This window comes from Bacillus sp. IBL03825, assembly GCF_024712505.1.
GTDB lineage: Bacteria > Bacillota > Bacilli > Bacillales > Bacillaceae_G > Bacillus_A > Bacillus_A wiedmannii.
The window spans coordinates 2830492-2856891 of record NZ_JAMXKE010000001.1 but is presented as its reverse complement, the minus strand read 5'-3'; the positions used below and the strand labels follow the sequence as shown (position 1 = coordinate 2856891).

29 protein-coding genes are annotated in these 26400 nt (G+C 34.8%); 19 read left to right on the top strand and 10 right to left on the bottom strand.

Annotated features, from left to right (window positions below):
- Positions 1-135: 135 nt before the first annotated feature.
- Positions 136-585, top strand: a complete 450-nt coding sequence (locus NHG49_RS14630; RefSeq protein WP_000914488.1) for a hypothetical protein — start codon at positions 136-138, stop codon at positions 583-585.
- Complete coding sequence (locus tag NHG49_RS14625) at positions 573-866, top strand: YxcD family protein (protein ID WP_103655049.1); 294 nt, start codon at positions 573-575, stop codon at positions 864-866. The genes NHG49_RS14630 and NHG49_RS14625 overlap by 13 nt, the downstream gene beginning before the upstream one ends.
- A 40-nt stretch (positions 867-906) precedes the next feature.
- On the opposite strand, the gene NHG49_RS14620 is transcribed toward NHG49_RS14625, so the two are convergent.
- The 4 genes from NHG49_RS14620 to NHG49_RS14605 form a co-directional block, all read right to left on the bottom strand.
- Positions 907-2142, bottom strand: coding sequence for an NAD(P)/FAD-dependent oxidoreductase (locus tag NHG49_RS14620; RefSeq protein ID WP_258126176.1), 1236 nt, complete (start codon positions 2140-2142; stop codon positions 907-909).
- On the bottom strand, positions 2139-2471 hold the full coding sequence (locus NHG49_RS14615) for a (2Fe-2S)-binding protein (RefSeq protein WP_064475526.1): 333 nt from the start codon (positions 2469-2471) through the stop codon (positions 2139-2141). Before NHG49_RS14615 ends, NHG49_RS14620 begins: the two co-directional genes overlap by 4 nt.
- Positions 2468-2740 (bottom strand): (2Fe-2S)-binding protein, encoded by a 273-nt coding sequence (locus NHG49_RS14610; RefSeq protein WP_000182228.1) that lies wholly within the window; start codon positions 2738-2740, stop codon positions 2468-2470. Before NHG49_RS14610 ends, NHG49_RS14615 begins: the two co-directional genes overlap by 4 nt.
- A 71-nt stretch (positions 2741-2811) precedes the next feature.
- Positions 2812-4473, bottom strand: a complete 1662-nt coding sequence (locus NHG49_RS14605; RefSeq protein WP_064475525.1) for a sigma-54 interaction domain-containing protein — start codon at positions 4471-4473, stop codon at positions 2812-2814.
- A 181-nt stretch (positions 4474-4654) separates the two neighbouring features.
- Between NHG49_RS14605 and NHG49_RS14600 the strand changes: the two genes are divergently transcribed.
- The 7 genes from NHG49_RS14600 (at position 4655) to NHG49_RS14570 (ending at position 12313) form a co-directional block, all read left to right on the top strand.
- Positions 4655-5830, top strand: a complete 1176-nt coding sequence (locus NHG49_RS14600; RefSeq protein WP_064475524.1) for an NAD(P)/FAD-dependent oxidoreductase — start codon at positions 4655-4657, stop codon at positions 5828-5830.
- The gene (locus NHG49_RS14595; protein ID WP_149173546.1) at positions 5827-6864 is read left to right on the top strand and encodes a proline racemase family protein; all 1038 of its coding nucleotides are present in this window, start codon (positions 5827-5829) and stop codon (positions 6862-6864) included. Before NHG49_RS14600 ends, NHG49_RS14595 begins: the two co-directional genes overlap by 4 nt.
- Positions 6861-7802: a proline racemase family protein gene (locus NHG49_RS14590; protein ID WP_149173547.1), complete on the top strand. Its 942-nt coding sequence runs from the start codon at positions 6861-6863 to the stop codon at positions 7800-7802. The genes NHG49_RS14595 and NHG49_RS14590 overlap by 4 nt, the downstream gene beginning before the upstream one ends.
- Before the next feature lie 22 nt (positions 7803-7824).
- Entirely contained in the window at positions 7825-8721 is an 897-nt protein-coding gene (gene dapA / locus NHG49_RS14585; protein WP_064475521.1) for a 4-hydroxy-tetrahydrodipicolinate synthase, read from the top strand.
- Positions 8722-8739: 18 nt separating this feature from the next.
- Positions 8740-10224, top strand: coding sequence for an aldehyde dehydrogenase family protein (locus NHG49_RS14580; protein WP_149173548.1), 1485 nt, complete (start codon positions 8740-8742; stop codon positions 10222-10224).
- A gap of 130 nt (positions 10225-10354) precedes the next feature.
- The gene (locus NHG49_RS14575) at positions 10355-11845 is read left to right on the top strand and encodes an alanine/glycine:cation symporter family protein (RefSeq protein WP_064475519.1); all 1491 of its coding nucleotides are present in this window, start codon (positions 10355-10357) and stop codon (positions 11843-11845) included.
- Between the two features lie 30 nt (positions 11846-11875).
- Entirely contained in the window at positions 11876-12313 is a 438-nt protein-coding gene (locus tag NHG49_RS14570) for a carboxymuconolactone decarboxylase (RefSeq protein ID WP_139326442.1), read from the top strand.
- A gap of 247 nt (positions 12314-12560) precedes the next feature.
- Here the strand turns inward: NHG49_RS14570 and NHG49_RS14565 are convergent, their stop codons facing one another.
- Positions 12561-13202: an HD domain-containing protein gene (locus NHG49_RS14565; protein ID WP_064475518.1), complete on the bottom strand. Its 642-nt coding sequence runs from the start codon at positions 13200-13202 to the stop codon at positions 12561-12563.
- Positions 13203-13307: 105 nt separating this feature from the next.
- Between NHG49_RS14565 and NHG49_RS14560 the strand changes: the two genes are divergently transcribed.
- The 4 genes from NHG49_RS14560 to NHG49_RS14545 all read left to right on the top strand — a co-directional run bounded on the left by NHG49_RS14560 (position 13308) and on the right by NHG49_RS14545 (position 17560).
- Complete coding sequence (locus tag NHG49_RS14560) at positions 13308-13811, top strand: GNAT family N-acetyltransferase (RefSeq protein ID WP_064475517.1); 504 nt, start codon at positions 13308-13310, stop codon at positions 13809-13811.
- Positions 13812-14048: 237 nt separating this feature from the next.
- Positions 14049-14714, top strand: a complete 666-nt coding sequence (locus NHG49_RS14555; protein WP_064475516.1) for a lytic polysaccharide monooxygenase — start codon at positions 14049-14051, stop codon at positions 14712-14714.
- A gap of 161 nt (positions 14715-14875) precedes the next feature.
- Positions 14876-15805 (top strand): manganese-dependent inorganic pyrophosphatase, encoded by a 930-nt coding sequence (ppaC, locus tag NHG49_RS14550; RefSeq protein WP_000416841.1) that lies wholly within the window; start codon positions 14876-14878, stop codon positions 15803-15805.
- Positions 15806-15913: 108 nt separating this feature from the next.
- Positions 15914-17560, top strand: a complete 1647-nt coding sequence (locus NHG49_RS14545; RefSeq protein WP_098103145.1) for a M3 family oligoendopeptidase — start codon at positions 15914-15916, stop codon at positions 17558-17560.
- Between the two features lie 18 nt (positions 17561-17578).
- Here the strand turns inward: NHG49_RS14545 and NHG49_RS14540 are convergent, their stop codons facing one another.
- Positions 17579-17776 (bottom strand): DUF4017 family protein, encoded by a 198-nt coding sequence (locus NHG49_RS14540; protein WP_046954126.1) that lies wholly within the window; start codon positions 17774-17776, stop codon positions 17579-17581.
- A gap of 161 nt (positions 17777-17937) precedes the next feature.
- On the opposite strand from NHG49_RS14540, the gene NHG49_RS14535 reads away from it, so the two are divergent.
- The 3 genes from NHG49_RS14535 to NHG49_RS14525 all read left to right on the top strand — a co-directional run bounded on the left by NHG49_RS14535 (position 17938) and on the right by NHG49_RS14525 (position 20119).
- On the top strand, positions 17938-19143 hold the full coding sequence (locus NHG49_RS14535; RefSeq protein WP_064475514.1) for a hypothetical protein: 1206 nt from the start codon (positions 17938-17940) through the stop codon (positions 19141-19143).
- Positions 19144-19163: 20 nt separating this feature from the next.
- Positions 19164-19613, top strand: coding sequence for a DUF6884 domain-containing protein (locus NHG49_RS14530; RefSeq protein WP_064475513.1), 450 nt, complete (start codon positions 19164-19166; stop codon positions 19611-19613).
- A 308-nt stretch (positions 19614-19921) separates the two neighbouring features.
- Positions 19922-20119 (top strand): hypothetical protein, encoded by a 198-nt coding sequence (locus NHG49_RS14525; RefSeq protein ID WP_120340933.1) that lies wholly within the window; start codon positions 19922-19924, stop codon positions 20117-20119.
- A gap of 2 nt (positions 20120-20121) precedes the next feature.
- Here the strand turns inward: NHG49_RS14525 and NHG49_RS14520 are convergent, their stop codons facing one another.
- The 4 genes from NHG49_RS14520 to NHG49_RS14505 all read right to left on the bottom strand — a co-directional run bounded on the left by NHG49_RS14520 (position 20122) and on the right by NHG49_RS14505 (position 22668).
- A complete protein-coding gene (locus NHG49_RS14520; RefSeq protein ID WP_064475511.1) occupies positions 20122-20574 on the bottom strand; it encodes an SET domain-containing protein in 453 nt (150 codons plus the stop codon).
- A gap of 138 nt (positions 20575-20712) precedes the next feature.
- Complete coding sequence (locus NHG49_RS14515) at positions 20713-21069, bottom strand: hypothetical protein (protein WP_064475510.1); 357 nt, start codon at positions 21067-21069, stop codon at positions 20713-20715.
- A 129-nt stretch (positions 21070-21198) separates the two neighbouring features.
- Complete coding sequence (locus tag NHG49_RS14510; protein WP_064475509.1) at positions 21199-21822, bottom strand: hypothetical protein; 624 nt, start codon at positions 21820-21822, stop codon at positions 21199-21201.
- 684 nt (positions 21823-22506) lie between these two features.
- Positions 22507-22668, bottom strand: coding sequence for a hypothetical protein (locus NHG49_RS14505; RefSeq protein WP_170957602.1), 162 nt, complete (start codon positions 22666-22668; stop codon positions 22507-22509).
- 279 nt (positions 22669-22947) lie between these two features.
- On the opposite strand from NHG49_RS14505, the gene recQ reads away from it, so the two are divergent.
- The 3 genes from recQ to NHG49_RS14490 all read left to right on the top strand — a co-directional run bounded on the left by recQ (position 22948) and on the right by NHG49_RS14490 (position 26399).
- On the top strand, positions 22948-25065 hold the full coding sequence (gene recQ / locus NHG49_RS14500; protein WP_064475508.1) for a DNA helicase RecQ: 2118 nt from the start codon (positions 22948-22950) through the stop codon (positions 25063-25065).
- 25 nt (positions 25066-25090) lie between these two features.
- Positions 25091-25474 carry a gamma-glutamylcyclotransferase family protein gene (locus NHG49_RS14495; protein WP_064475507.1) on the top strand — a complete coding sequence of 128 codons (384 nt, stop codon included), beginning with the start codon at positions 25091-25093 and terminating at the stop codon, positions 25472-25474.
- A gap of 181 nt (positions 25475-25655) precedes the next feature.
- On the top strand, positions 25656-26399 hold the full coding sequence (locus NHG49_RS14490) for a class I SAM-dependent methyltransferase (RefSeq protein ID WP_064475506.1): 744 nt from the start codon (positions 25656-25658) through the stop codon (positions 26397-26399).
- The last annotated feature ends 1 nt before the right edge of the window (position 26400 follow it).

Here is a 26400-nt window from a genome sequence, read left to right as displayed (position 1 = left end):
TGCATATTTCGACAAAAGTTCATATAATAAGTTCATAAGAACCTTTAAAATGTTTTTAAAAACAAATCTATCATTCTGAATTTACTAGAAAGGTAGATTTCACATATATCTATATAAAAGGAGAATGGATATAATATGTTGAAAAAACTTGTAGCAGTCATGACAGCATTCATGGTTATCTTTGGAGCTAGTAGCTTCATGTTTGTAGATCACGCAGCAGCGAAGAGTTACAAATCTGGTAAAAAATCATACACACCAAGTTCTGGTCAAAAGTCAAAAGTTGATTTGAACAAAAAAGATACTAACGTGAATTCACAAAAAACAACAACAGATTCAAAAAACAAAGCAACAAACACAGCACCAAAAAGTAATAAAGGAAGCTTTATGAAAGGTTTATTACTAGGTGGTCTTGGTGGTTTACTAATGGGTAGCTTATTTGCAAATATGGGAGCTCTTGGTTCTGTATTAGCGTTTATGGTAAATATGTTAGTAATGGCTGGTATCGTAATGTTAGCAGTTCGTGCATTTAAATACTTCAAAGATCAACGTAAGAAAAAGGCAGATGAAGTAGCATGGAAACAATAAAAATTTCTGAACAAGAATTAATAAATGCACTTTGCGTATATATCGCTGAAAAAAGACAAGTCGGTCCAGAAGAAGTTTTAGTTGAATTAATGTATGACGATGACTATGGTTTCTCTGCTGAAGTAGAGGTAAATGGTCGCAAACAAATTTTAATTCAAGCGAACTTAATCGAAGCACTACGCTTATTGCTTGATAGAGAATATAATGTCAATTCATTTGCAGCAAGGTTACAACTTGAATTAGACGATGAAGAAGGCATTTACGCATTAGCAAAGTTTTAATAACTCAAATGAGTAGAAAAAAGAGCTGTTGAGAGTAATCTCAGCAGCTCTTTTTAGTATGTGCATATGCTAGGGAATAATCACGCCAAATTTCATTCATTTTCCGTCTACCGACATCAATCATCGGGTTAAATTGAATGGCAGCTTGTTGTCGTACGGTATGTACATGTTGGATCGCCTGTTGCAAGTGTAGTTCAACCGAATGGGATTTTGTATTTGCTTGTTTTACGATTGAATATCCAGCAACAGTTCCTTGTGCCATAGCGATTTTTCCGCTTTCAATGCCAGCTATATTGCCGGCTACAAATAAACCGGTAAGAGGGGTTTCCATCGTTTCGGAATGGAGAGGAACGTGCCCGCCTAATTCCGGAATGTAACGGAAAGGACAACCAGCTACAGCGGCTAGCTCAGCAAGAGGGTATAAGCCACCGGCAATACAAACGAAGTCTGCCTCATATATTTGTTCCGATCCAGTTATGATGTTTCCTTTCGTATCAATAGTAGCAACGCGTACACCTTTAACTTGATCTGTACCGATAATTTCAAGAGCTGCTTTTCGAAGGTGAAGCGGTGTGCCATTTATTTTCATACCGTTATTTGGATAGAAGTTTAATCCAGCTTGTTTCGCCCAATTATATTTCATCAATCGACTACCTATACGTAATAAAGGCGAAGGGGCAAGGTGTGCAGCATGTAATAGAGAGTTTAAAACTTCTTCTGGTTCACCAGCCTTTTGACTTAATTCACTTTTTTCAGGAAGTACGATATGTTCCACTTTAATACCTGCTAATTGTAATTCATTTAAAATAGCGAAGGACAAAATGTTAGCACCAATGATTACTCCTTTTCGCCCAACTTGAACGCGATGTACATTTGTCATTACTTGGGCTGCCCCGATTGACATGACTCCTGGAAGTGTCCAACCAGGAAGGGGAATGGCGTATTCAGCAGCGCCAGTAGCAAGTAAAACGAACGGTGCTTCTAACGTACCGATATTCGTATGTACGAACCAAGAACTTTCATCATTATCTAAATTATAGACGGAAATGCCGCATCGAATATCAACTGAAAGTGATTTTGCTTCTTCGTGAAGGCGTTTTGATTCTTCTATTCCGTTCCACCATTCTCCAGTAGGTTCTTGATGTAATTGTCCGAGCAACCTTCCGCCAGGCTTCATAAATTCATCAATAACAAGTACATTTAGTCCAAAATGAGCACAAGAGATGGAGGCTGACAAACCTGCTGGTCCAGCTCCGATAATAATGACATCGTTCATCGCTTTTTCACCATCTCTCTCACGATATTTGGATGCTGTTTGCCGCTATCAACTACCATATCTTTTTCAACAACAGTTAAGCATGCTCGTACGTTCGTTTGATTGTTTACTGTCACGCGGCATTCAGAACAATGCCCGATATTACAGTAAATACCTCGCGGTGTTCCGCTATCTTCATGCACTCTTAAAGTTCTTATTCCGTTTGCAAGTAAAGCCGCCCCAATCGTTTCATGTTCATAGGCTTCATACTGTTGCCCGTTAAATTGGAAAGTGATGCGCTTCCTACTATTTAAACTTCCTAAAATAGGGTGATGTGTAATTCTATTCATTGATTTTCACCTACCGCTCCAAAGGTAACTGCGCGAACTGGTGGTTGATATTTTAATGGAATTTCATTAGTGTTTACGTCGGGATTTGCACTTTCAATCATTCGATCTATCATCATTCTACATGTGCGGCCACCGCAAAATCCCATGCCAGCACGTGTTCTTAGTTTTAATTCTCTTGCCGAGCATTTATATGCAGCAATTGTCGATTGAAGTTGTCCGTATGTAACTTCTTCACATCGACAAACAATTAAGTGATCTTTATTCGTCATATGTATTCCTCCTTTAGTTCGGTTTTCACAAATTATCATGCAAAAACTATGCCAAAATAGAGAAGGAAGGTTTATTGTAACCCGAGTTTTTTTAGGCGGTTATATAAAGTGGCCCTCGTAACACCGAGCTGTTTCGCGCATTCTAATTTATTCCCATTTAAAATGCGTAAAGCCCTCTCGATGACTTTTTTCTCATGTTCATCCATCTCTTCTTGTAAGGAGAGGATTGTATGATTGTTGCTGAGTAATACGGAATGAGCCGTATGATTGTCTAACGTTTCAGTTGTATGAAATGGTAAATATTCTTGTTTTATAATCCCGTCAGTCGCAAATACGACAAGTCTTTCAACGACGTTACGAAGCTCGCGAATATTACCTGGCCAATTGTAATGAAGCAGTTCATGCATAATGCTAGAAGGTAAGTCACGAATTGGTCTGTTGTAGTTGATTGAAAAATCGTTTAAGAAAGAATAAGTTAATTCAATAATATCCTCGCGTCTTTCTCGCAGCGGTGGAATATGCAAGCTAACTACATTTAGGCGATAGTATAAATCTTCTCGGAACGTACCTTTTCTCATTTCTTCTTGTAAATCACGATTTGTAGCCGCGATAATGCGGAAATTAATATGAATCTCTTTTTCTCCACCAACTCGGTAATATTTTCGTTCTTGTAGTACACGCAATAGTTTTACTTGCATATCGAGCGGCATTTCTCCTATTTCATCTAGAAATAAAGTACCGCCTTGCGCGAGCTCTATTTTACCCTTTTTGCCTTTACTACTTGCACCAGAAAACGCCCCGCGTTCATACCCAAATAATTCACTTTCAAATAACGCTTCTGGAATGGCGCCACAGTTAATTGAAATGAAAGGTGCCTTAGCTGATTCACTTGCTTCATGAATCGCTTTTGCAAATACTTCTTTTCCAACACCACTTTCGCCGAGTATTAAAACAGTTGATTTCACCGAACAAACTTTTCTAGCTAATTGTATCGTTCTTTGTATAACAGGGCTTTTTCCATTCATCGCAAGGAAAGGGTCGGATTCATCTTTGTACTTTGCAACCTCTTGTTCTAAACGGTGCATTTCATGTGACATATTAAATAGTTTTTCATTTAAAGCGACTTGATTTGTTACATCAGTTTCTGAAACGACAGCTCCGATAATTTCATCGTTACAATACACTGGATTTGAATTAATTAATACGAACAAATCTGGACGAGGCTGATGGAACTGAGCAATTATGCTTTTTCCGTCATGTAATGATTGCAAGATTTCCAAATCTTTATAGTCAAAAAAACGAGTGATAGGTTGTCCAATAATTTCAGTATAGTTGACTGAAAAAATCTTTTCGGCGCCATCTGTCCAAGTGCGAACACATTCTTTATCATCGATAACTGTAACAGAAGAATCCGTTGTTTGTATTACGGTGTTATAAAAAGATTGTAGTTCATTGTATGACTTAATAAGAAACGGAATGATTTGCTGAGACGTTATACAGCATATAGGCTCTTTATTTTTGTTCATTACGATAACGGCCATTTCATTAGAAAACGCGTCAATTAAAGCAGTGAATGAGTCATCTTCATATATAACTGCGCAGTTATATTCTTCTGTAGTAGAAGGGCGGTAATAAAATTTTTCGTTAACTTGCTGGGTAGGTTGCATGCTGTATGTATGATCGATGGATAAAATTTTTAGAAATTCTTTTATTGTGGGAAATGAGAATGCCATATTGTCCTCCTGTTATGTATAAAAATTTTGACAGTGATAAAAAAATAATACACCTATTTACGATAAATTTAAAATATTTTTACAAATAAAAATATTTTTTATAAAAAGTTTATATATGTATAGTTGGCACGTCAATTGCATGAAAGAAAGTGAGGGATTAAAAAGAAGGGAGGGGTGCTACGTGAGGCACTGTGACGTTTTAATAATAGGTGGTGGAATTATAGGCTGTTCTATCGCTTATTACACATCAAAATATGGAAGAGACGTAACAATCATTGAAAAAGGAGAATTTGTCAGTGGGACGTCTTCACGGTGTGACGGGAATATTTTGGCTATTGATAAAGACCCAGGATTTGATAGTCAAATGTCGTTAGTAAGTCAAAAATTAGTAAATGATTTAAGTGAAGAGTTAGAGCACTCATTTGAATATAGGGCGCCAGGAAGTATTCTCGTATGTGAATCAGATGAAGAAATGGCAGCAGCACAGCAATGGGTGAATCGTCAAAAAGAAGTTGGGTTACCGTTCCGAATGCTTGATAGGCAAGATATAAGAGCGGAATCGCCATTTTTTGCGGACGATTTATTGGGTGGTTTAGAATGCGCAACGGATTCTACTGTAAATCCATATCTCCTTGCATTTTCACTTTTAGCAGAGTCGAAAAAAATGGGTGCGAAAGCTTTTAATCATACGGAAGTAAAAGAAATGAAAAGAGATATAGACGGTTCCTTTATTGTAGAAACGACTAACGGGACGTTTACCGCGAAGCAAGTGGTGAACGCAGCTGGTGTGTGGGCTCCAAAAATCGGAGAAATGTTGGATGTAAATATCCCAATTGAACCGAGAAAAGGACATATTATTGTAGCTTCAAGGCAACAACACGTTGGTTGCCGTAAAGTAATGGAATTTGGTTATTTAATTTCTAAATTTGGCGGAAAACGAAAAGTGGATGCTTTAACTGAGAAATATGGGATAGCTCTTGTGTTTGAGCCGACAGAAAGCCAAAATTTTTTAATTGGTAGTAGTAGAGAGTTTGTAGGCTTTCATACGAAGATAAACAACGAGGTTATTAAATGTATTGCAAACAGAGCAATTCGTTTTTATCCGAAAATGGCGGATATGATGGTGATTCGTTCATATGCTGGATTACGCCCGTGGACAGAAGATCATTTGCCAATCATTTCACGCGTGGAACATATCCCGAACTACTTTATCGCCGCGGGGCATGAAGGGGATGGCATTAGCCTGGCAGCAGTTACAGGGAAAGTGATTGAAGAGTTGTTAAATGAAAAAGAAACAATCATTCCTATTGAACCACTTCGTTTGAGTCGTTTTACAGAAAGGGTGTTAAACGGATGAGGTCACAAAGAGTCTTTACGACGATTGATACACATACGGGCGGGAATCCGACGAGGACATTGATAAGCGGACTTCCAAAGTTAATTGGAGAGACGATGGCAGAGAAGATGTTACATATGAAAAAGGAGTATGACTGGATTCGCAAATTGTTAATGAATGAACCGCGTGGTCATGATGTAATGTCAGGAGCATTATTAACAGGTCCATGTCATCCTGAAGCAGATATTGGTGTTATATACATAGAGACAGGTGGATATTTACCAATGTGTGGTCACGATACAATTGGTGTATGTACAGCTTTAATTGAATCAGGTTTAATTCCGGTAGTTGAACCGATTACTTCGTTAAAGTTAGACACGCCAGCGGGCTTAGTTGAAGTTGATATCTTTGTTCAAGATGGAAAAGCGAAAGAAGTCTCTTTCTGTAACATACCAGCTTTTTTACTGAAACATATTACTGTACAAGTTGAAGGAATCGGAACTGTAGAAGCAGATATTGCGTATGGAGGGAATTTTTATGCCATTATCGATGCGAAGTCAGTAGGTTTAGAGTTAGTACCGGAAAATGCATCTACAATTATCGATAAGGCAATTCATATTAGAAATATCATTAATGAGGAATTTGAAATCATTCATCCGCAGTACTCGTTTATTAGAGGGTTAACCCATATTGAATTTTATACAGATCCTACTCATGAAAGTGCTCATGTGAAAAATACAGTTGTCGTTCCGCCAGGAGGAATTGATCGTTCTCCATGTGGTACAGGAACATCAGCGAAGTTAGCTGTATTATACGCAAATCAAAAAATTGAAGTGGATGAAGAGTTTATTCATGAGAGTATCGTTGGCTCTTTATTTAAAGGGTGCGTCATAAATACAACATCTGTAGAAAATATTGAAGCTGTCGTAACGAAAATTACAGGTTCAGCTTGGCTTATGGGGATGCATAGATTTTTTTATAATGAAAAGGACCCACTGAAAGAAGGCTTTTTGCTAATTCCGCCGATGGAACATGAAACGGAGGATGTAAAATGAACATTCAAAAAATGTATACAACAGTAGACGTACATGTAAATGGTGAAGCATTTCGTGTAATGAAAGATGTACCATGCAAATACTACTACAGTTTAGAGCAATTAAACGAACAATTTTCAGGTGAATTAGCAGAAGGAATGAAGCTTTTATTAAATGAGCCACGTGGTTTTATCGGATTAAATGGATGTATTGTCGTTCCTTCTATTCATATGGAAGTCGATGCCGCTGTATTATTTTTTAATCATGAAGGATCCATTCCGCTTCATTATGGAGGCATTGTCGCAGTAATAACGATGTTACTAGAAAGCGGGTATTTAAAAAAGAGAGAGACGAACCAATACAAAATCGAAACGCTATCTGGTATATTTTCAATCCATGCGTATGTAGAGAATGATGAAGTTGTATCAGTTTCGTTTGAAAGTAAACTATGTTATAGGATTGAGAAAAATTTACAAGTGGGTAATATAAGTTACTCTCTCATTCAAGCAGATAAAGTATATGCAGTTGTAGAAAAAGATACGTATTCACCAGACATTCGTATTGAAAACATTTCTGAATTGAAAAAATGGGGAGAAGCTACACTACAAGCTATACAAAAACAGTCGTTAATAAAAAGGCTTATTTTAGTAGATTCTTCGCAGAAAGATAAGAACTATATAAAATCGATTACATTTCATGAAGATAACTTTATCGTACGTTCGCCAGGTTTTGTTTCTACTATTGTATCTTATGTTGATGCGTTATTTAAAAATGATTATTTGGCGGATAAACCTTTTATAAATGAAAGTATATTTAATAGCTTTATAACAGTTGAAAAAGTGAAGAAGGAAGAAACGGGTTACATTTTCAGTTTTGAAAGTAGAGGATTTATTACAGGGATGCAGACGTTTCTATTAGACCCTACAGATCCATTTCCGACAGGATTTTTATTAAAATAAAATAGTAAAGGGAGAGATAAATATGAAAAAAATTAAAGGGGCATTTCCAGTATTGATCACACCGATGGATGAGTTTCAAGAAATTAATTGGAACGGTGTAAAACAAAACGTAAACTATTTTATCGATCAAAAGGTAGCTGGCATTATTATTAATGGAAGCACAGGTGAGTTTGTTAGTTTATCAAAAGAAGAACGATTTAAAATGGTAGAAACAGTATTAAAAGAAGTTGATGGCCGTATTCCAGTTATTGTAGGAACTGCAGCAGAAACGACGAAAGAAACGATTGAATATACGAAACATGCAGAAGCACACGGAGCGGATTGCGCATTAATTATTAACTCGTACTATTGTAAGCCGAAAGAAGAGGAAATTTATTTTCATTTTAAAGAAATCTCAAACGCTGTAAATATACCAATTATGTTATACAATAATCCGTTTACATCTGGTATCAATATGAGTACAGAGCTCATGCTACGTATTGGAAAAGAATGTGAAAATGTTACACATATTAAAGAATCTAGCGGAGATATTCGTAAAGCAAGAGATTTAGTAAGACAAGGCGAAGGTGCTTTTCAAGTATTCTGTGGATCTGAAGATTTAGTTATGGAATCTTATTTAGTAGGTGCAACGGGATGGGTTTCAGTAGCAGGAAATATTGTACCGGGACTTGTTACGAAAATGCATGAGCATTTCCAAAATGGTGAATTAGAAAAAGCCTGGGAAATAAACGATGCTATTTTACCTCTTTGCGAGTTTCTTGAAGGATCAGGAAAATATGTACAAATCGTTAAACGCTCAATGGAATTACACGGACAAGCGGGGGGGCCTTCTCGTTATCCGAGACTCGGATTAACTGAAGAAGAAGATCAAAAACTTCAAACGATTATTTCAAAAATTGCAGCTCATGCAGCTGTTTAAATAAGGAGGAGATCATATATGTTAGCGACAAACATTGAGCTGAGACCAAAAGTGAAAGCGTTTTTAAATGAAGAAATTAAAATGTTTATTAATGGTGAATTTGTTCCTTCCATTAGTCGGAAGACATTTGAGACATACAATCCAGCAACAGAAGATGTTCTGGCTGTCGTATGTGAAGCGCAAGAAGATGATATTGATGTCGCTGTAAAAGCGGCAAGATCTGCATTTGAATCAGGACCTTGGGCAGAAATGACTACCGCTGAAAGAGCACACCTTATTTATAAATTAGCAGACTTAATTGAAGAGCATGGAGAAGAATTAGCGCAGTTAGAAGCTTTAGATAATGGGAAACCATATCAAGTAGCACTGGATGATGATATTGCAGCGACTGTAGAAAATTATCGCTATTATGCAGGATGGGCTACAAAAATTATCGGGCAAACGATTCCGATTTCAAAAGATTACTTAAATTACACACGCCATGAACCTGTTGGCGTTGTAGGTCAAATTATTCCTTGGAATTTTCCACTCGTTATGTCTTCTTGGAAAATGGGAGCTGCACTAGCAACAGGTTGTACAATCGTATTAAAACCAGCAGAGCAAACGCCTTTATCGTTATTATATACAGCGAAGCTCTTTAAAGAAGCAGGTTTTCCAAACGGTGTTGTAAACTTTGTTCCAGGTTTTGGCCCAGAAGCAGGAGCTGCAATCGTAAACCATCATGATATTGATAAAGTAGCCTTCACAGGTTCAACAGTTACAGGAAAATATATTATGCGTCAATCTGCAGAAACAATTAAACATGTAACGTTAGAACTTGGTGGTAAATCACCAAATATCATTTTAGAAGATGCTGATTTAGAAGAAGCGATTAACGGTGCATTCCACGGCATTATGTATAATCACGGCCAAAATTGTAGTGCCGGATCTCGCGTATTCGTTCACCGAAAACATTACGAAACAGTCGTAAATGAACTAGTGAAAATGGCGAATAACGTGAAGCTTGGAGCAGGTATGGAGAAGGAAACGGAAATGGGTCCACTTGTATCTAAAAAGCAACAAGAGCGTGTGCTACATTACATTGAACAAGGAAAGGCAGAAGGTGCTACTGTTGCTGCTGGTGGTGAACGGGCATTTGAAAAAGGATATTTTGTACAGCCGACAGTATTCACAAATGTTACTGATGATATGACAATTGTGAAAGAAGAAATTTTTGGACCAGTTGTCGTTGTACTTCCATTTGATTCAACAGAAGAGGTAATCGAAAGAGCAAATCGCTCTTCATACGGACTCGCTGCGGGCGTATGGACACAAAATATTAAAACAGGACATCAAGTTGCTAATAAATTAAAAGCAGGAACAGTATGGATTAATGATTATAATTTAGAAAATGCAGCTGCACCATTTGGTGGCTTTAAACAATCTGGTATCGGTCGTGAGTTAGGTTCATATGCGCTTGATAACTATACAGAAGTGAAAAGCGTTTGGGTAAATATAAAGTAATAGAGAATCTAACTGTTAATAAATAGAGGGGTGCAATAATAAGAGCTGCGGACAACTGGAAGGTTTAATAATAGTTGTCCGTTTTCTTATATATAAAATAGTTTTCAAAAGAATGTTAAGGGGGATTTGGATGGAGCAATTAGTAGAGTGGTTAGTAGGGCAAGTATGGAGTATTGGGTTAGTTGTTTTTGCATTAGGGGCAGGTGTGTATTTTACAATTGCCACTCGTTTTCTGCAAATTCGTTATTTTAAAGAGATGATTAAACTATTATTTGAAGGGAAGAGCTCGGAGACGGGAATTTCATCCTTTCAAGCATTTTGTTTAGCCTTATCAGGTAGGGTTGGAATAGGTAATATCGCAGGGGTCGCGACAGCTATCGCTTTTGGCGGACCGGGAGCCGTGTTTTGGATGTGGGTAATGGCTCTTTTAGGAGCAGCGAGTGCATTTGTTGAATCAACATTATCTCAAGTATATAAAAGTAAAGTCGGAAATGAATACCGCGGTGGTACACCATATTTCATTGAAAAAGGCCTGAAAATGAAATGGTTTGCAGTCATTGTAGCGGTTGTTGTAACACTTTCATATGGCGTTTTATTACCAGGTATTCAGTCTAGTAGTATCGCAGTTGGATTTGAAAACTCTAATGGCATTAGCAAATATATAACTGGAATATTATTAGTTATTTTATTAGCATCAATCATTTTTGGTGGCGTAAGGAGAATTGCGGGCGTTTCGCAAATGCTTGTTCCATTTATGGCAATTGGTTATGTAATTGTTACATGTATCGTATTAATTGCGAATGTAACAGAAATTCCAAGTATGTTCGCTTTAATTTTCTCTAGTGCTTTTGGTGTAAATGAAATGTTTGGCGGAATCGTCGGTGCAGCAATTGCATGGGGCGTAAAGCGCGCTGTATTTTCAAATGTTGCAGGTGTTGGAGAAGCAACGTATAGCTCCGCTGCTGCTGAAGTATCCCATCCTGCAAAACAAGGATTAGTTCAAGCATTTTCTGTATATATCGATACTATTGTTGTATGTACAGCGACAGCTCTTATGATTTTAATAACAGGTATGTATAATGTTATACCGGAAGGGAAAAGCGCTATTGTAAAGAACATAGGGAATGTTGATGCAGGTCCGATCTATACACAACAAGCAGTTGAAACTGTTATGACAGGGTTTGGTCCATTATTTATTTCAATCGCAATTTTCTTCTTCGCATTTACAACATTACTCGCATACTACTATATTGCTGAAACGACGCTTACTTATTTAGATCGTGATCTTAAACATAGCTGGTTAAAACCAGTTTTAAAAATTGGATTTTTAATTATGGTTTACATCGGTAGCGTTGAATCAGCGTCGCTTTTATGGAATCTTGGAGATTTAGGAATCGGTAGTATGGCATGGTTAAACTTAATTGCGATTCTACTATTAAGTAAAATCGCATTAAAAGTGTTAAAAGATTATGAAGCACAGAAAAAAGAAGGGAAAGATCCAGTATTTAATCCTAAAAATGTTGGGATTGAAGGATTAGTTTTTTGGGAAGAGAGAAGTAAAGAGATTGAAAGGAAAAACTATAAGGAACAATCTGTAGTGGATGATAGTCTGAAATTGTAACCTTAATAAACTGAATATTCATTCTTTTAAATGAGGTATATTGCCTTCTTTTCATCACATACTACAATAGGTACACATAATTTGAATGGGGGTAATAATAAGATGGAACACGAACAACATAGTTCAGTAAATGATGTTCTACATCATTATAAAGAAGGTATCGGTAGTTTTACTAACCAAATCCCTGAAATTGCTGAAACATATAATGCATTCACGCAAGCTTGTTTTCAAGAGGGTTCTTTAACAAAAAGAGAAAAACAACTTATTGCATTAGGAATTAGTCTAGCAACGCAAGATGAGTACTGTACCATTTATCATACAAAAGGTTGTCTTGATCAAGGGTGTTCAGATAAAGAAATTCTGGAAGCATGCGGTGTTTCAGCAGCATTTGCTGGCGGAGCTGCAATGAGTCAAGCAGTAACATTAGTACAAGAGTGTTTAAGTGAACTGAAAAATCAAAAGCATTGAATATAAAAGAACGTTTTAAACTTTATGTTTAAAACGTTCTTTTACGTGAGATTAAATTTGAGTATAAAAATTATCTGGTATGTGATGTAATAAAGTAAGGTTTTTAAATTTGTGGGAATGTGAAAGCACAATTATTTATTTAGTTTTAAGATTTTCTAAAAAGTTTTAATTGTTTCATATAATCAATAGCTTTTGTTTTGTTCTTTTGTTTACATACAAATTCTATCGTTATTAAGTTGTATGTAATTTAATATTCCATATTTTTATAAATCGATTTCTCTACGTCAGGAAGAACTCTGTATATACTCTTACTGATTAAAGATTCTAATTCGTTTTTAATTGTGTAGAAACCTTTCCAATGTAAAGAGGAATGAGGGGTTGTTCCATGTCGTAAACCAACTGAAATCAATCTTTTTTCAAGAGTAGTAAAGCCTTCCGCATCAGCAAGTGCGTCACAAAGGGTAATGACCTTACTGTATAAGTCGTAGTCACTATTTTCATTTAATATTTCAATTAATTGGCTTTTCATATAATCAGGAACAAGGCTCCACTCCGCTGCGATATTTAAATGCTCATTTTTGCACGGGAAAGAGTGTGTCACGCAAATAATTGCGTTTCCTGTATACCCTAAATCATTCATATACATATAACCATCATAGGAATGAATAACAGATTTAGTAAAACCTTTATACCTTCCTATATCATGTAGCAGAGCAGCATTATATGCTATGTCAGCATTTAGGTCATACCCATTATTAATAAGTTCTACAACTATCTTTTCAGTTGCAAGGGCAACATTACATGAATGTTCGAACCACGGACCTGGGCTTTGTTTATATGCCCACTCGAGTAATTCTCTTGCATATGTCCTATCTAATATATACTTCATATAGGTATCCTTTCTCTAAAAAATTGTACTTTAAATAATTTCATCTTAGTAATTCATTTTTCCTTCCTTAAAACTTGGTACAATGACATAAAAGGGGGATTAGTAATGCAAAATGTAGTAATTGAAGAAATTAAGCAAATAAAAGATGATGTGGAAGAGCTTTCTAAACTTTTGAAAACGGTTGTAAATGATGGGGCGTCAATTGGTTTTTTACCTCCACTGGAACGGAAAGAATCAGCGAAGTATTGGGAAACTGTATTAGCACCAGAAGTAATCTTATATGTCGCTAAAATAAATAATGAAGTGGCCGGGAGTATTCAATTACATTTAGTTACAAAACTTAATGGGATTCATAGAGCTGAAATTTGTAAGTTAATGACTCATCCAAACTTTAGACGTAATGGCATTGGGCGTTTACTTATGCAAAAAGCAGAGGAGCGAGCAAAGCAAGAAAAAAGGTCTCTTATTGTACTAGATACGAGAGAAGGAGACCCTTCTAATAGATTGTATAAATCATTAGACTATAAAGAAGTTGGAAAAATACCAGAATACGCAATTTCTCCGAGTGGTGATTTAGATGCTACAGTTATTTATTATAAAGTTTTATAAGTTATGATTAAAAAGCTATTATGCTAAAAATAATAAACTCCGATTTTTAACACCGCCTATATTTCTCTAGCGGTGTTATTTGAATGTATCAATAAAATTAATTTAATGTACTAATTGAATTTGAGAAAGTTTTTAGAGGGTTATGTTTGTATAGTCTCTCATCTTATAATGAATGTAGAGGAGATGACTAGGCAACTATAGTTGTTTTCGCTTTATTATGCGAAAGGGGATGTCGGGATGAAAACGAAAGGTTTACAGAAGGTGAAGAAAGTTATGTTAAGTGGTAGCATATTACTTACGGGATTGTTAACTTTCGGTTTTTCAGAGAAAGCTTCAGCTCATGGATATGTTGAATCACCAGCAAGCCGTTCTTATTTATGTAAGCAAGGGGTAAATGTGAATTGCGGACCGATTCAATATGAGCCACAAAGTGTAGAAGGAATAGGTGGATTCCCGCAATTAGGACCTTCTGATGGACAAATTGCCGGAGCTGGCCATTTTCCTGCTTTAGACGTTCAAACAGTTGATAGGTGGAAGAAAGTTACGTTAAACGGCGGGACGAATACATTCAAGTGGAAACTAACGGCACCTCATAGTACGAAAGAATGGAAATACTATATTACGAAAAAAGATTGGAATCCAAATAAGCCGTTAACAAGGTCTGATTTAGATTTAGTGCCATTCTATGTGAAAAATGATGGAGGAACTAGACCAGGAACTTCAGTAACACATGAAGCAAATGTACCTACTGATAGAAATGGATATCACCTTATTTTAGCTGTTTGGGAAATTGCAGATACTGGGAATGCATTTTATCAAGTTATAGATGTTAACCTTGTAAATAACGGTTTAGCATCAAATTTCGCGCTAAATCATGTAGTGCAGGCTCCTACCTTATTTTAAATAAAATATACATTTCGATCATCTAATTCATTTTAGATGATCTTTTTTCCGAAAAACGATGAAAAATATAGAAGAAAGTGCAATTATTTATAAAAAAATGGGCTTTAAATATTGTCATATTTGCTTCTTTAAGATATCCTTTTCATGAAGAGGTGGAAAACATGGAAAAAGTACTAGTTTTCGGGCATAAAAACCCAGATACAGATGCAATTTGTTCTGCAATTGCTTATGCAGAATTGAAAAAAGAATTAGGAATGAATGCTGAGCCTGTACGTTTAGGTGAAATCAGCGGTGAAACTCAATTTGCGTTAGATCATTTTAAAGTAGAAGGACCGCGTTTTGTTGAGACAGTTGCAAGCGAAGTGGACAACGTTATTTTAGTTGATCATAACGAGCGTCAACAAAGTGCTAACGATATCGAATCTGTTCGTGTGTTAGAAGTTATTGACCATCACCGTATTGCTAACTTTGAAACAAGCGATCCTATTTACTACCGTTGTGAGCCAGTTGGTTGTACAGCTACAATCTTAAACAAAATGTACAAAGAAAATGGCGTTACAATTCGTAAAGAAGTTGCAGGCTTAATGTTATCTGCAATCATTTCAGATTCTTTACTATTCAAATCTCCAACTTGCACAGAGCAAGACGTAGCAGCAGCTCGTGAATTAGCGGAAATCGCTGGTGTAGATGCTGATAGCTACGGCTTAGAAATGTTAAAAGCTGGTGCTGACTTAAGCGGAAAAACAATGGAGCAATTAATCTCTCTTGACGCTAAAGAATTCCAAATGGGTAATGCGAAAGTTGAAATCGCACAAGTAAACGCTGTTGATACAAACGACGTTCTTGTACACCAAGCGGAACTTGAAAAAGTTATCTCTGCAGTAGTAGAAGAAAAAGGTTTAGACCTATTCTTATTCGTTGTAACTGATATCTTAACTAACGATTCTGTCGGTCTTGCGATCGGTAAAGCAGCAAACGTTGTTGAGAAAGCATACAACGTATCTCTAGAAAACAACACTGCTACATTAAAAGGTGTTGTATCTCGTAAAAAACAAATCGTACCAGTATTAACAGAAGCATTCCAAGCTTAATTTTATTAAGTACAGATAAACAGCAAGGACAAGTAGTCGGATTGGCTATTTGTCCTTTTCTATCTCTAAAAAACAGAAAATTAAAATTTTAAAACAGGAGGAGTGTGTATGCTTAATGATTTGGAGAGTAAATTACAGTCACTTTTAGAGCGAAATATTACTTCTGTTTCAGAATTAGAGAATTGGCTTTTGGATGAACAGAGTGTAACCGCTGAAATAGAAGAGGAGATAACAAGTAGTTTAATCGCCACGTATAGAGATACAAATGACAGAAATAAACGTAATTTACATATGTATAATCAAAATACAATTCAACCACTTTTAAAAAGATACAATGCAAAATTTGACCAGAAATTTATAGAGTCTCCGTTTTCCGACTTATTAGATGAGCAGAAATACGGTTTTATGACAAAAGCAAGATTGATAAAAAGTAAAATGTTTAATGACAAGAACATTGCTCTTACCATTAAAGAGCAAGAGCTTATTACGAAATATAGAGAAATAATGTCTAACATATCTATTAATTGGGAAGGCGAGCAAAAGACGTATGCATATGTAAAAGCAAAGCTAGATAACCCTAATAGAGCTATTCGTGAAAAAGCTTGGTACGCTTTATGTGAAGCAAGAAGTGTAGTGAAAATAGAAATAGATTGTATTATGAATGAACTCGTACAATTGCGGAATGAGACAGCTTTACATGCAGGATTTAATAATTATAGTGAATATGCTTTTAAACAAAAAAATAGAGATTATAGTATTGAAGAGTGTTATAAACTTCATGAATCTATAGAAAAGTATGTTGTACCAATTTGGAAACAGTTGGGAAGTCTTTCTAAAAAGAATCTCGGTGTAAAAACGTATCGCCCGTGGGATCTAACGCCTTGTAATTTACTAAAAGTCCCATTTCAAAATACCGTTGATTTATTGTATGGGGTGGAAGAAGTGTTTCGGAAGACTGATTTATATTTTTATGAGAAATTTATTCATATAAGGAAAGCTGGATTCATTGACGTAGAAGAACGTGAAAATAAAGCGCCAGGAGCCGCTTGTTTTACCTTGCCTCATAGTAAAGAGGTTTTTGTGTATTCTAATTTTAGTCCATCATTTTATGCAATTAATGCACTTATACATGAAGTAGGGCATGCCTTTCATTTTTATAAACAATTTAACAATGATAGTAGTATGCAAGAAAAATATCTTCGCGAAGAAGTGGCTGAGCTTTATTCTCTCAGTCTTGAGTTGCTAGTAATGGATAAGCTGGATATCTTTTATAAGCAAGAGGATGAATATAAAGAAGTACAGCGCGTACAATTATATCGTGCTTTCTCACTGTTAATGTCGTCAATTGCAGGAGATGTATTTCAGCACTGGCTGTATTCAAATCCAAACCATACTCCAGGAGAACGTGATAAGAAATATATGGAACTATGCGAAAGGTATCAATATTCATCAGTCGATATTGCTGGATTAGAAGATGAAATTAGTTCAAGTTGGTTAGAATCATTTCATTTTATTCAGTTTCCTTTTTATAAAATTGAATATGCAATTGCACAAATAGGAGCAATGCAATTGTTTCAAATTTATCGAGAAGACCCAGAAAAAGCGATTGCTTTCTTTAAAGAAGGTGCGAGTGCAGATTGGAATTTATCCATGCAAGAAATATATGAAAAAACAGGTATCACGTTTGACTTTTCGGAAGAAAGGATAGAAAGTACTGCAAGTGTAATTTTTGATCTAATTAATGAATTAAAATAAGGATAGCATTTGCTATCCTTATAACTGTTTGTTCGTAGATTTTTTCTTGTTTATATAAAATGTAATAATAGCCGCAATGATGAAAATAGGTATGGCATACGCTTGCCCAACAAACAACTTCCAGCCAATATGATTATAACCTTCAGATGCTGGAGCAATCATAGCGATTATGCAAACAATAATATAGAGTACTAGTGCAGGGATTATATTTTTCATTTGTTCACCTCCTTTTCATAAAATTATCACATGTATATTTGTATAATACATTATAGTTTGAGAAAAGATATATGTTTTTCTAACATTTATGTAAATAAAAGGGTTGTTATTAAGTGGAATAGAATAGGTGTATGTAGAATGATATAGGGGTGTTACATATAATGAACAATATATTAAATCGAATAAAGAAAGATGTAAGTATAGAATTATTGAATACACTATGGCCTGGTTTTAATAGGGCTGCATTTGCACTATATAATGATGAGCATGTGTATGTATTTCATCATCCATTATTTTTGAAAGATGATGGTGAGTATGCCATTTTAAAGCGGGATGAACAATTTAAGGCTGATACATTTATCCTATTAAAAGATTATCCGACTGCCATCGTGAATATGAATAGGCATAGAGATTATGAAAGTTTACTTGCAGTTGTGGTGCACGAACTTTTTCATTGCTATCAATATTTGAATAAAGAAAGTAGATTTCCAAATGAAACTTTAGGATTTCAATATCCTATAATAGAGGGAAATATAGAATTGCGAAATAAAGAACGAATGTGTTTATATGATGCTGTGCATTGTAAGTCACAAGCTGAGAAATATAATTATATTAAGCAATTTATTGAACTAAGAGAGCAAAGAACTAGTTTTATGAAAGAAGAGTTTATCACTTATGAGTGTATGGTTGAAAGTATAGAGGGGCCTGCTTGGTATGTTGAAATGAACGCCCACATTGCAGTATGTAAAAATGATGAAAGTGAAACATTACGAAAATATAGCGGACTTATTTTAGATATATATGATGCTAATTGTAACATTAGGAAGAGTTGCTATAGCTCAGGAATGCTTTTATGTTTATTATTAGATGAGATGCATTCTGAATGGAGAACGAGCTTCTTTAATAGTGATAAATCATTATATGCTTTTTTAAAACAAAACATTAATGTTGTTTTAAGTTTAAATAATGAATTTGCAATAAGTAAAGAAACGAAGCAAATCCTTCATTTTGTACAAAACGAAAGGGATAAGGATTTTATGCAATTTTATAAAGAAGAAGGGTATCATCTGTATATTGTAGGGAATATAAAATTAAATTCGTTTAATCCAATGAATGTAAAATTAAACAAAAATAAAGCGTTACATAAAACCTTTTTAAGTGTATGTATACATAATAAAACATATATGATAAATCAACCTGTTTTAGCATCTTTTGAAGAAAATTTTAAAAATATGACACAAGTTCATATTATAATGAATGAAAAGCCGATAGTAACAAATAATGGTTGGAACGTAGTGGGTGTTGGTGATATAGAAGCTGAGTATGAAGAAGAAGAGAATTCTATATTTTTATATTTAAAAAGTTAGAAGTGAGGTAAGAAATAAAGATGAAAAGGTTATGCATAATTCCATGCGGAAAAAAGAAGATTTGGGATAAGTATCCAGATTTCGGACCGATGGAGGCAAAAGATGTATATATTAGCCCGTTCGGAAAAGCATGTCAGGCGTATGCAACTCTGTTTTTCGAGAATTGGGTTATCTTATCGGCGAAGCATGGATTTTTAAGACCAAATGATATTGTTCTAGAAAACTATGACCTTGCATTTGATTCAAAAAGCGATGAGATTATTAGCGTGGAACAATTAAAACAACAGATGATTGAAAAAGACTTGCTTCAGTTTGATGAAATTGTTTTACTTGCAGGCAAGAAGCATAAGAAAGTAGTGACACAATTATATCCAGAAGAAAACATTACGTATCCGTTAGCAGGATGTAAAGGAATTGGATATATGTTACAGAGGTTGAAAGGGGCTGTGGGGGAAGGAAAGGAACTATAGCCAACTTGTTGTAAGAGCTTTTTAGTTATATATATTGTGAGCAAAAAAATAGAAAATACATATTAATTTAAAGCCCAAATATTGGGCTTTTTTCTTTGTAGTAATCTCTTTAAATATATTAGGTACAACTAATAGAAAAGTATAACATTTATAACTATACTTATAAATCTAGAATGTAGACTAGTAAACAAACCTCTTTCTACTTTTCATCATAGAATATGATGAATTCTATTTAGGAGGAGGAATATTTATGGGGAATCATTGTAATTGCAGGCGTTCATTTTGGGATGATTTAATGTTCGGAAGATGTGGATGTAAATGCAGGGATTGTCACGAATGTCGTTGCAAAGAGAAACCGAAATGTGATTGTGACGAGTGTCGCTGCAAGGAGAAATCGAAGTGTGATTGTGAAAAATGCAATTGTAAAGAGAAACCGAAATGTCATTGTAAACATGAAGGGTATTAATAATAAAAAAGAGTACGCTAAGTACTCTTTAATTTTTTAAGGTTATATTCCATCTTGAACAGATTTTTTTACAATTTCCCACGTGTCTTGTTTTTTAATCTTGATAGCTACATTAGTTCCGGTAGATTCCTTATAAAAGATATATCCATTGTTTTCGTCCACATATGTCAATGGTTCACTTATGCAATCTCGCGAACAAGATGTATTAATTAGCTCGATTAATGATAGTTCGCTCGGATCGGTTTTACTTGCATCTATAATAGTATCAACGTCTATTTTACGGTAACCTTGTAAATTCACATGGAAACTTTGTTCGATTTCACCTGTAATACTAGTATTCATTACTTCAACTGAAAGTTTCTTTTCTTGAAGAAATCCGTTTTCAAAAATTAATTTTGTATATCCAAGCCATGCGATTAAAACTAGCATGATAAACATAGTAAATATTTTAAGTGTTCGAAGCCGTTTACTAACAATTGTTTCTGAGTATTTCATCCAGTTTAATCCTCCAATGTTTTTAATTTAAAGTATGCCTAGATACATATTTTTAGAAGAAAGATAGAAGTTAACGAGTGCTTGATTCAAAAAAGAAAGCATCCGAAGTTAGATGCTTTCTTTTTTGCGTATATTTCGCTATCTGTTCGTTACTTGTTTCATAAGTGGTCTAATTTCTTTAACGGGTGGTTTTTTATCATAGGCATCAACGTAAGAGAAATAGTAATTTAAGTTTCTAAGAAGACCTTTTCCTATTTTAGCGCTCAAGAACGGAAATACTTGTCCAGTATAATCATCGAGAGATTTACAGTAATATTTTTCATCTAGATAAATACTGTATTTACATGTTAGTTCTACTAGTGAGTTCCCTTCTTCATCAATTACTTCTTTAGAATCAATAATGTCTATTAATGCGAATTTTTCATTTAGATAAACTTTCTTCTTTTTCTCGTGTTTATTTGTGAGGATAAATACGAGACCAATGGCGTTAATCAAACTATTTCCTCCTATAAAAAACGGATATTAATAAAATATATCGATATACGTTAAATGTAAAGAGGAGAGGTGAAATTTCATTGATAGAAAGTTTAATAAGCCGATTTGTGTTTTCAAATCGGCTTATTATTATTGAAACACTTGCGGGAATTGTTTTACGATTGCGTTTGTTATCATATCAGCCATTTCTAATGCTTCTTTTTCAATTTTATCATATAGTTTTACGCTTGCTTCAAAATCTTTATTTAGGAAGGCAAGCGCTTCTGCTTTCGTAAGTGCTAAATGTTCATAAAACATTTTTCTGAATTCTTCTTTTTCTATATAAGGGTTGATGCTAGCAAGAAACGCCACAATTTCATCACCATTAGCGTACCATTTTTTCTCTATAGCGGCAGCTGCATTTTGATCACCAGCTTTTGCGGCTTTAACTAGATCCGCAGCAATGACTAAGTGGTCTTTAATTAATGCACTATATTTTTTTACAGCATCCTCACCATAGAATGGTTCAAGTGATAATCCCATATGTGTTGCATTTTGAAGAAGACGTCCAACTGTAACGTTAACGTCTGGTAAATTAAAGACAATACTTATAATAGCTAATCTCGTCCAAGCGACATGTTGTTCCCATAAAGAACGCATATAACCTTTTAAAAAGTTTTCATTTTTACTAATTCGGTAATTACGTACAGATGTATCAAAGTGTACATAAGGGTTATGATAGGGGGAGTAATACGATTGCCAATAAGAATACATAAACGGTAACACTCCTTTGAACATGTATAACTCAAAGTATGATGGGAATTTATTTTTAGTTACGTGTCCTAGATTAATTTCAGAAATTGATGTGGAAAAAGATGAAGGATTTTATTGTGGTATATATAAATAAAATGAATATAAAAATAAACAAGGCTCTGCAAGGGAAGTTGCAGAGCCTCAAAAGGGTATTGCCGAGATGTCGGACTCGACTAAGTAATGTTATCATAAAATTCTATTAAAAAAACCTGGTAAATGTGTCCAAATAAAAGTGAATCTTTAATAAAGTCAAAGGGATCCGCTTCCCGCAGCAGATCCCTTTAACTAGATAATGTAGATGAGCAAAAACTCATCTAGAGTACTTTTATAGTAACAAGTAAAAATCGTTTTGTGTATTGAGAAAAAAAGAATTACTTCATTAAATGTTAAGAACTTATATTTTACTTCTGGTTAATATAATCATTTGTTGTAAGTGAAGTATGGTTATAAAATGGAGAAAAGACTTGCAAGCATCTAAAAGCGTAATGAAATATATAATAGTCAAAAAAGACCTGCTTATATAAGCAGGTCAAATTAAGGAGTTTTATCCAACAGAATATGTCATATGATATCAACTGTATTGTATTAAGTCTATAAGGTTTATATTGAGAAAAGTTTTGTGAATGGATATATTTCGCACACGTATTAACGTTTAAAAAGTTGAGAAAGAAAATGAAAAAGCTTTTTATAAGAAAATAATGGCTGGTATTTATAATATGATTCATATTTCCACGCATCATGATTCGAGAATTGGAGTTGATTCGGTACTGTTTTCTGCTTGGTGGAACTAATATTCTGCTGTTTCATATAGTAACCTCCTGAATTCATATGTATAAGATTAGTAGTATTCAAGGAAGATTAATAAAATGTATATTTATTTTGTAATTCATTTTATATGTGCTTTATTTATGTTTTAAAATTTATAAATAGCCATTAAAACACCGTTGCTAAACAACCTCTAAAACGTAGAGAAGCATAAAATAATGAAAAAGCAAGCTGTTAGTCTTGTATTCATCACTTTCATGACACATAAGTGATGATATAATAGTAATAGATGAAAGATAAAGAAAAGCAGGTGACTCTTTTTTGTTTACAAAAGCACAAGAACTTTTAGCGTCTTATTTCGGTTATTCGTCATTCCGAAGAGGGCAAGATGAAACAATTAAAAATGTATTAGATGGGAAAGATACAGTCTGTATCATGCCTACGGGCGGTGGTAAGTCAATTTGTTATCAAATTCCCGCATTAGTATTCGAAGGAACGACATTAGTTATTTCACCTTTGATTTCACTTATGAAAGACCAAGTAGATACATTAGTACAAAACGGTATTTCAGCTACTTATATTAATAGTTCTATTTCGATTGCGGAAGCGAATCAACGAATTCAATTAGCAAAACAAGGACATTATAAGTTACTTTATGTGGCGCCGGAGCGTCTTGATTCAATGGAATTTGTTGACCAACTTATCGATATGAAAATCCCGATGATTGCAATTGATGAGGCGCACTGTATTTCGCAGTGGGGACATGATTTCCGTCCGAGTTATTTACATATACATCGCATATTAGATTATCTTCCAGAAAAACCGCTTGTCCTAGCATTAACTGCGACGGCAACACCACAAGTTCGTGAAGATATTTGCAACACGCTTGGAATTAATCAAGAAAATACGATTATGACAACGTTTGAGCGCGAGAACTTATCATTTTCTGTTATTAAAGGACAAGATCGTAATGCATATTTAGCGGATTATATTCGTCAAAATCAAAAAGAATCTGGGATTATATATGCAGCTACTAGAAAAGTAGTTGATCAGTTGTATGAAGATTTAATGAAAGCAGGAGTTTCTGTATCAAAATACCATGCTGGTATGAGTGATACAGATCGAAATGAGCAGCAAGAACTCTTTTTACGTGATGAAGTGAGTGTAATGGTAGCGACATCTGCATTTGGGATGGGAATTGATAAATCGAATATTCGTTACGTTATCCATTATCAACTGCCAAAAAACATGGAAAGTTATTATCAAGAAGCAGGACGTGCTGGCCGTGATGGATTAGATAGTGCATGTATATTGTTATATTCTTCTCAAGATGTGCAAGTACAGCGCTTTTTAATTGACCAATCGACAGGAGAATCTCGTTTTTCAAATGAACTTGAAAAACTGCAAAATATGACTGATTACTGTCATACAGAACAATGTTTACAATCATTTATTTTGCAATACTTTGGAGAAGAACCGAAAGAAGATTGCGGCCGCTGCGGTAATTGTACGGACGACCGCGAAAGTATCGATGTGACGAGAGAATCACAAATGGTTCTATCTTGCATGATTAGGACGAACCAGCGATTTGGAAAACAAATGATTGCACAAGTACTAACTGGATCTAAAAATAAGAAAGTTATTGAATTTAATTTTCATACTTTACCAACATACGGATTACTATCAAATCGAAGCGTCAAAGAAGTCAGTGAATTTATTGAGTTTCTAATTTCAGATGAGTTAATTGCAGTTGAACATGGTACGTATCCAACATTAAAAGTAACAGAAAAAGGGAAAGAAGTATTATTAGGTAAAGAGAATGTTTTACGTAAAGAACGAGTAGAGACAAGACAAATTGTTCAAGATCATCCTTTATTTGAAGTGCTTCGCGAAGTACGTAAAGAAATTGCGCAAGGAGAAGGTGTACCTCCATTCGTTATTTTCTCTGATCAAACGTTGAAAGATATGTGTGCAAAAATGCCGCATAGTGACTCTGAACTTTTAACTGTGAAAGGGATCGGCGAACATAAACTTGTGAAGTATGGTTCTCATTTCTTACAAGCAGTTCAGCACTTTATTAAGGACAATCCAAACTATGCTGAAACAGTTAAAACAGAAGTGGTGACAGAGCGGAAAAAGTCAGGGAAAGCTTCAGCAAATTCTCATTTAGAAACGTATGAAATGTATAAACAAGGCATTGATCTAGATGAAATTGCGAAAGAACGTGGCTTATCAAGACAAACAATTGAAAATCATTTAATTCGCTCTTTTGAGGATGGAATGGAAATAGACTGGAACAGTTTTGTTCCTGCAGAATATGAATCACTGATTGAAACTGCCGTGCAAAATGCAGAGGGTGGTCTGAAATCAATTAAGGAACAACTTCCAAATGAAGTGAGTTACTTTATGATTCGTGCATATTTACAATTTAGAAAGTAGATATATAAAAAGGGGATAGGGATATATGCATCACGTTTTCGTGTATGGCACATTAAGAAAAGAGCAAACGAATGCTCATTTTATGCAAGGGGCAATATGCATCGCAGACGGAGCATGGACGTATGGTAAATTATTTGATACAAACGAAGGGTATCCGGCAATGATTTGTTCAAATGAGGACAAAGTATACGGAGAAGTTTATGAAGTAAATGAGGTTGTTCTGCAAAAATTAGATGAACTTGAAGAATATACAGGTAATGCAGAAAGTGATTTATATGACCGAATCACCGAAACGGTTTATTTAGGTGATAGAGAAATACGTGCATTTGTGTATGTTGCTCAAGATATAGGGATGTTAAAGAAAGTTATCATTTCTGGTGATTGGGTAGAGTATCAACAAGAAAAATAATAGCAGTCATAGAGCGGATAGTGGTATCATCCATTATCTGCTTTTTATATTGGTACTTTCAAAATTCTTATTATTTTGATAAATTGTAAATATAGGGAAATTTGAATGGTTTTTTTCATGGGTGTTAGAGATTTAGTTTTTCACCTGTAGAAGAAAAATCTATTGCAGGAGGAGAATAATAATGAACGAATTAAATGTGAGAGAATTTTACGAAAAACAATTTAAACTATCCAATTACGATATCAATACAGAAAGCTGGTTAGAGCAAGTTGCGAAAGAAGTTAAAGAACAAGTTGGATATCCATTCCATTCGATGTTGGAACTAGGAGCAGGAAATGGTGGATTCGCAAGGGCGATGTCTAAGTTACAAGTGAAAATGACTACAGTTGAGCTTATACCAGAGTTAGTTATGTTTGCAAAAGAGCATTCTACTAATGATATAGATATTCATTGCGCTGATTTTTATAAAATTAATTTTGAAGAAAAGTTTGATGTTGTTAGTTATTTAGATGGATTTGGTGTAGGAACAGATGATGAACAATTGATTCTATTAAAACGCATTAAAAACTGGATGAAGGATGATGGATGTGCACTTATTGATATGTATCAACCATTGTATTGGAAAAAAGCAAGTGGACAAGAAATGACCTTAAGTGCAGCTATGCGAAAATACGAATATGATCTTATAAATGAGAGAATGTTAGATCATTGGTGGCATCCTAATAATCCAAATGATATAGTTACACAGTCTTTACGTTGTTATACGGTAGATGAGATTAGCAATCTATGTGCTGAAGCTGGTTTAAGTATTGTAGGATTCTTCCCAGGAGGAGCATATGATTTTGAAAAACGAAAATATAAAGAATTAGCAACTTTAAATGAATGCTTGGCGTACCGGATTAAAATAAAGAAGAGTAGAGATTAAT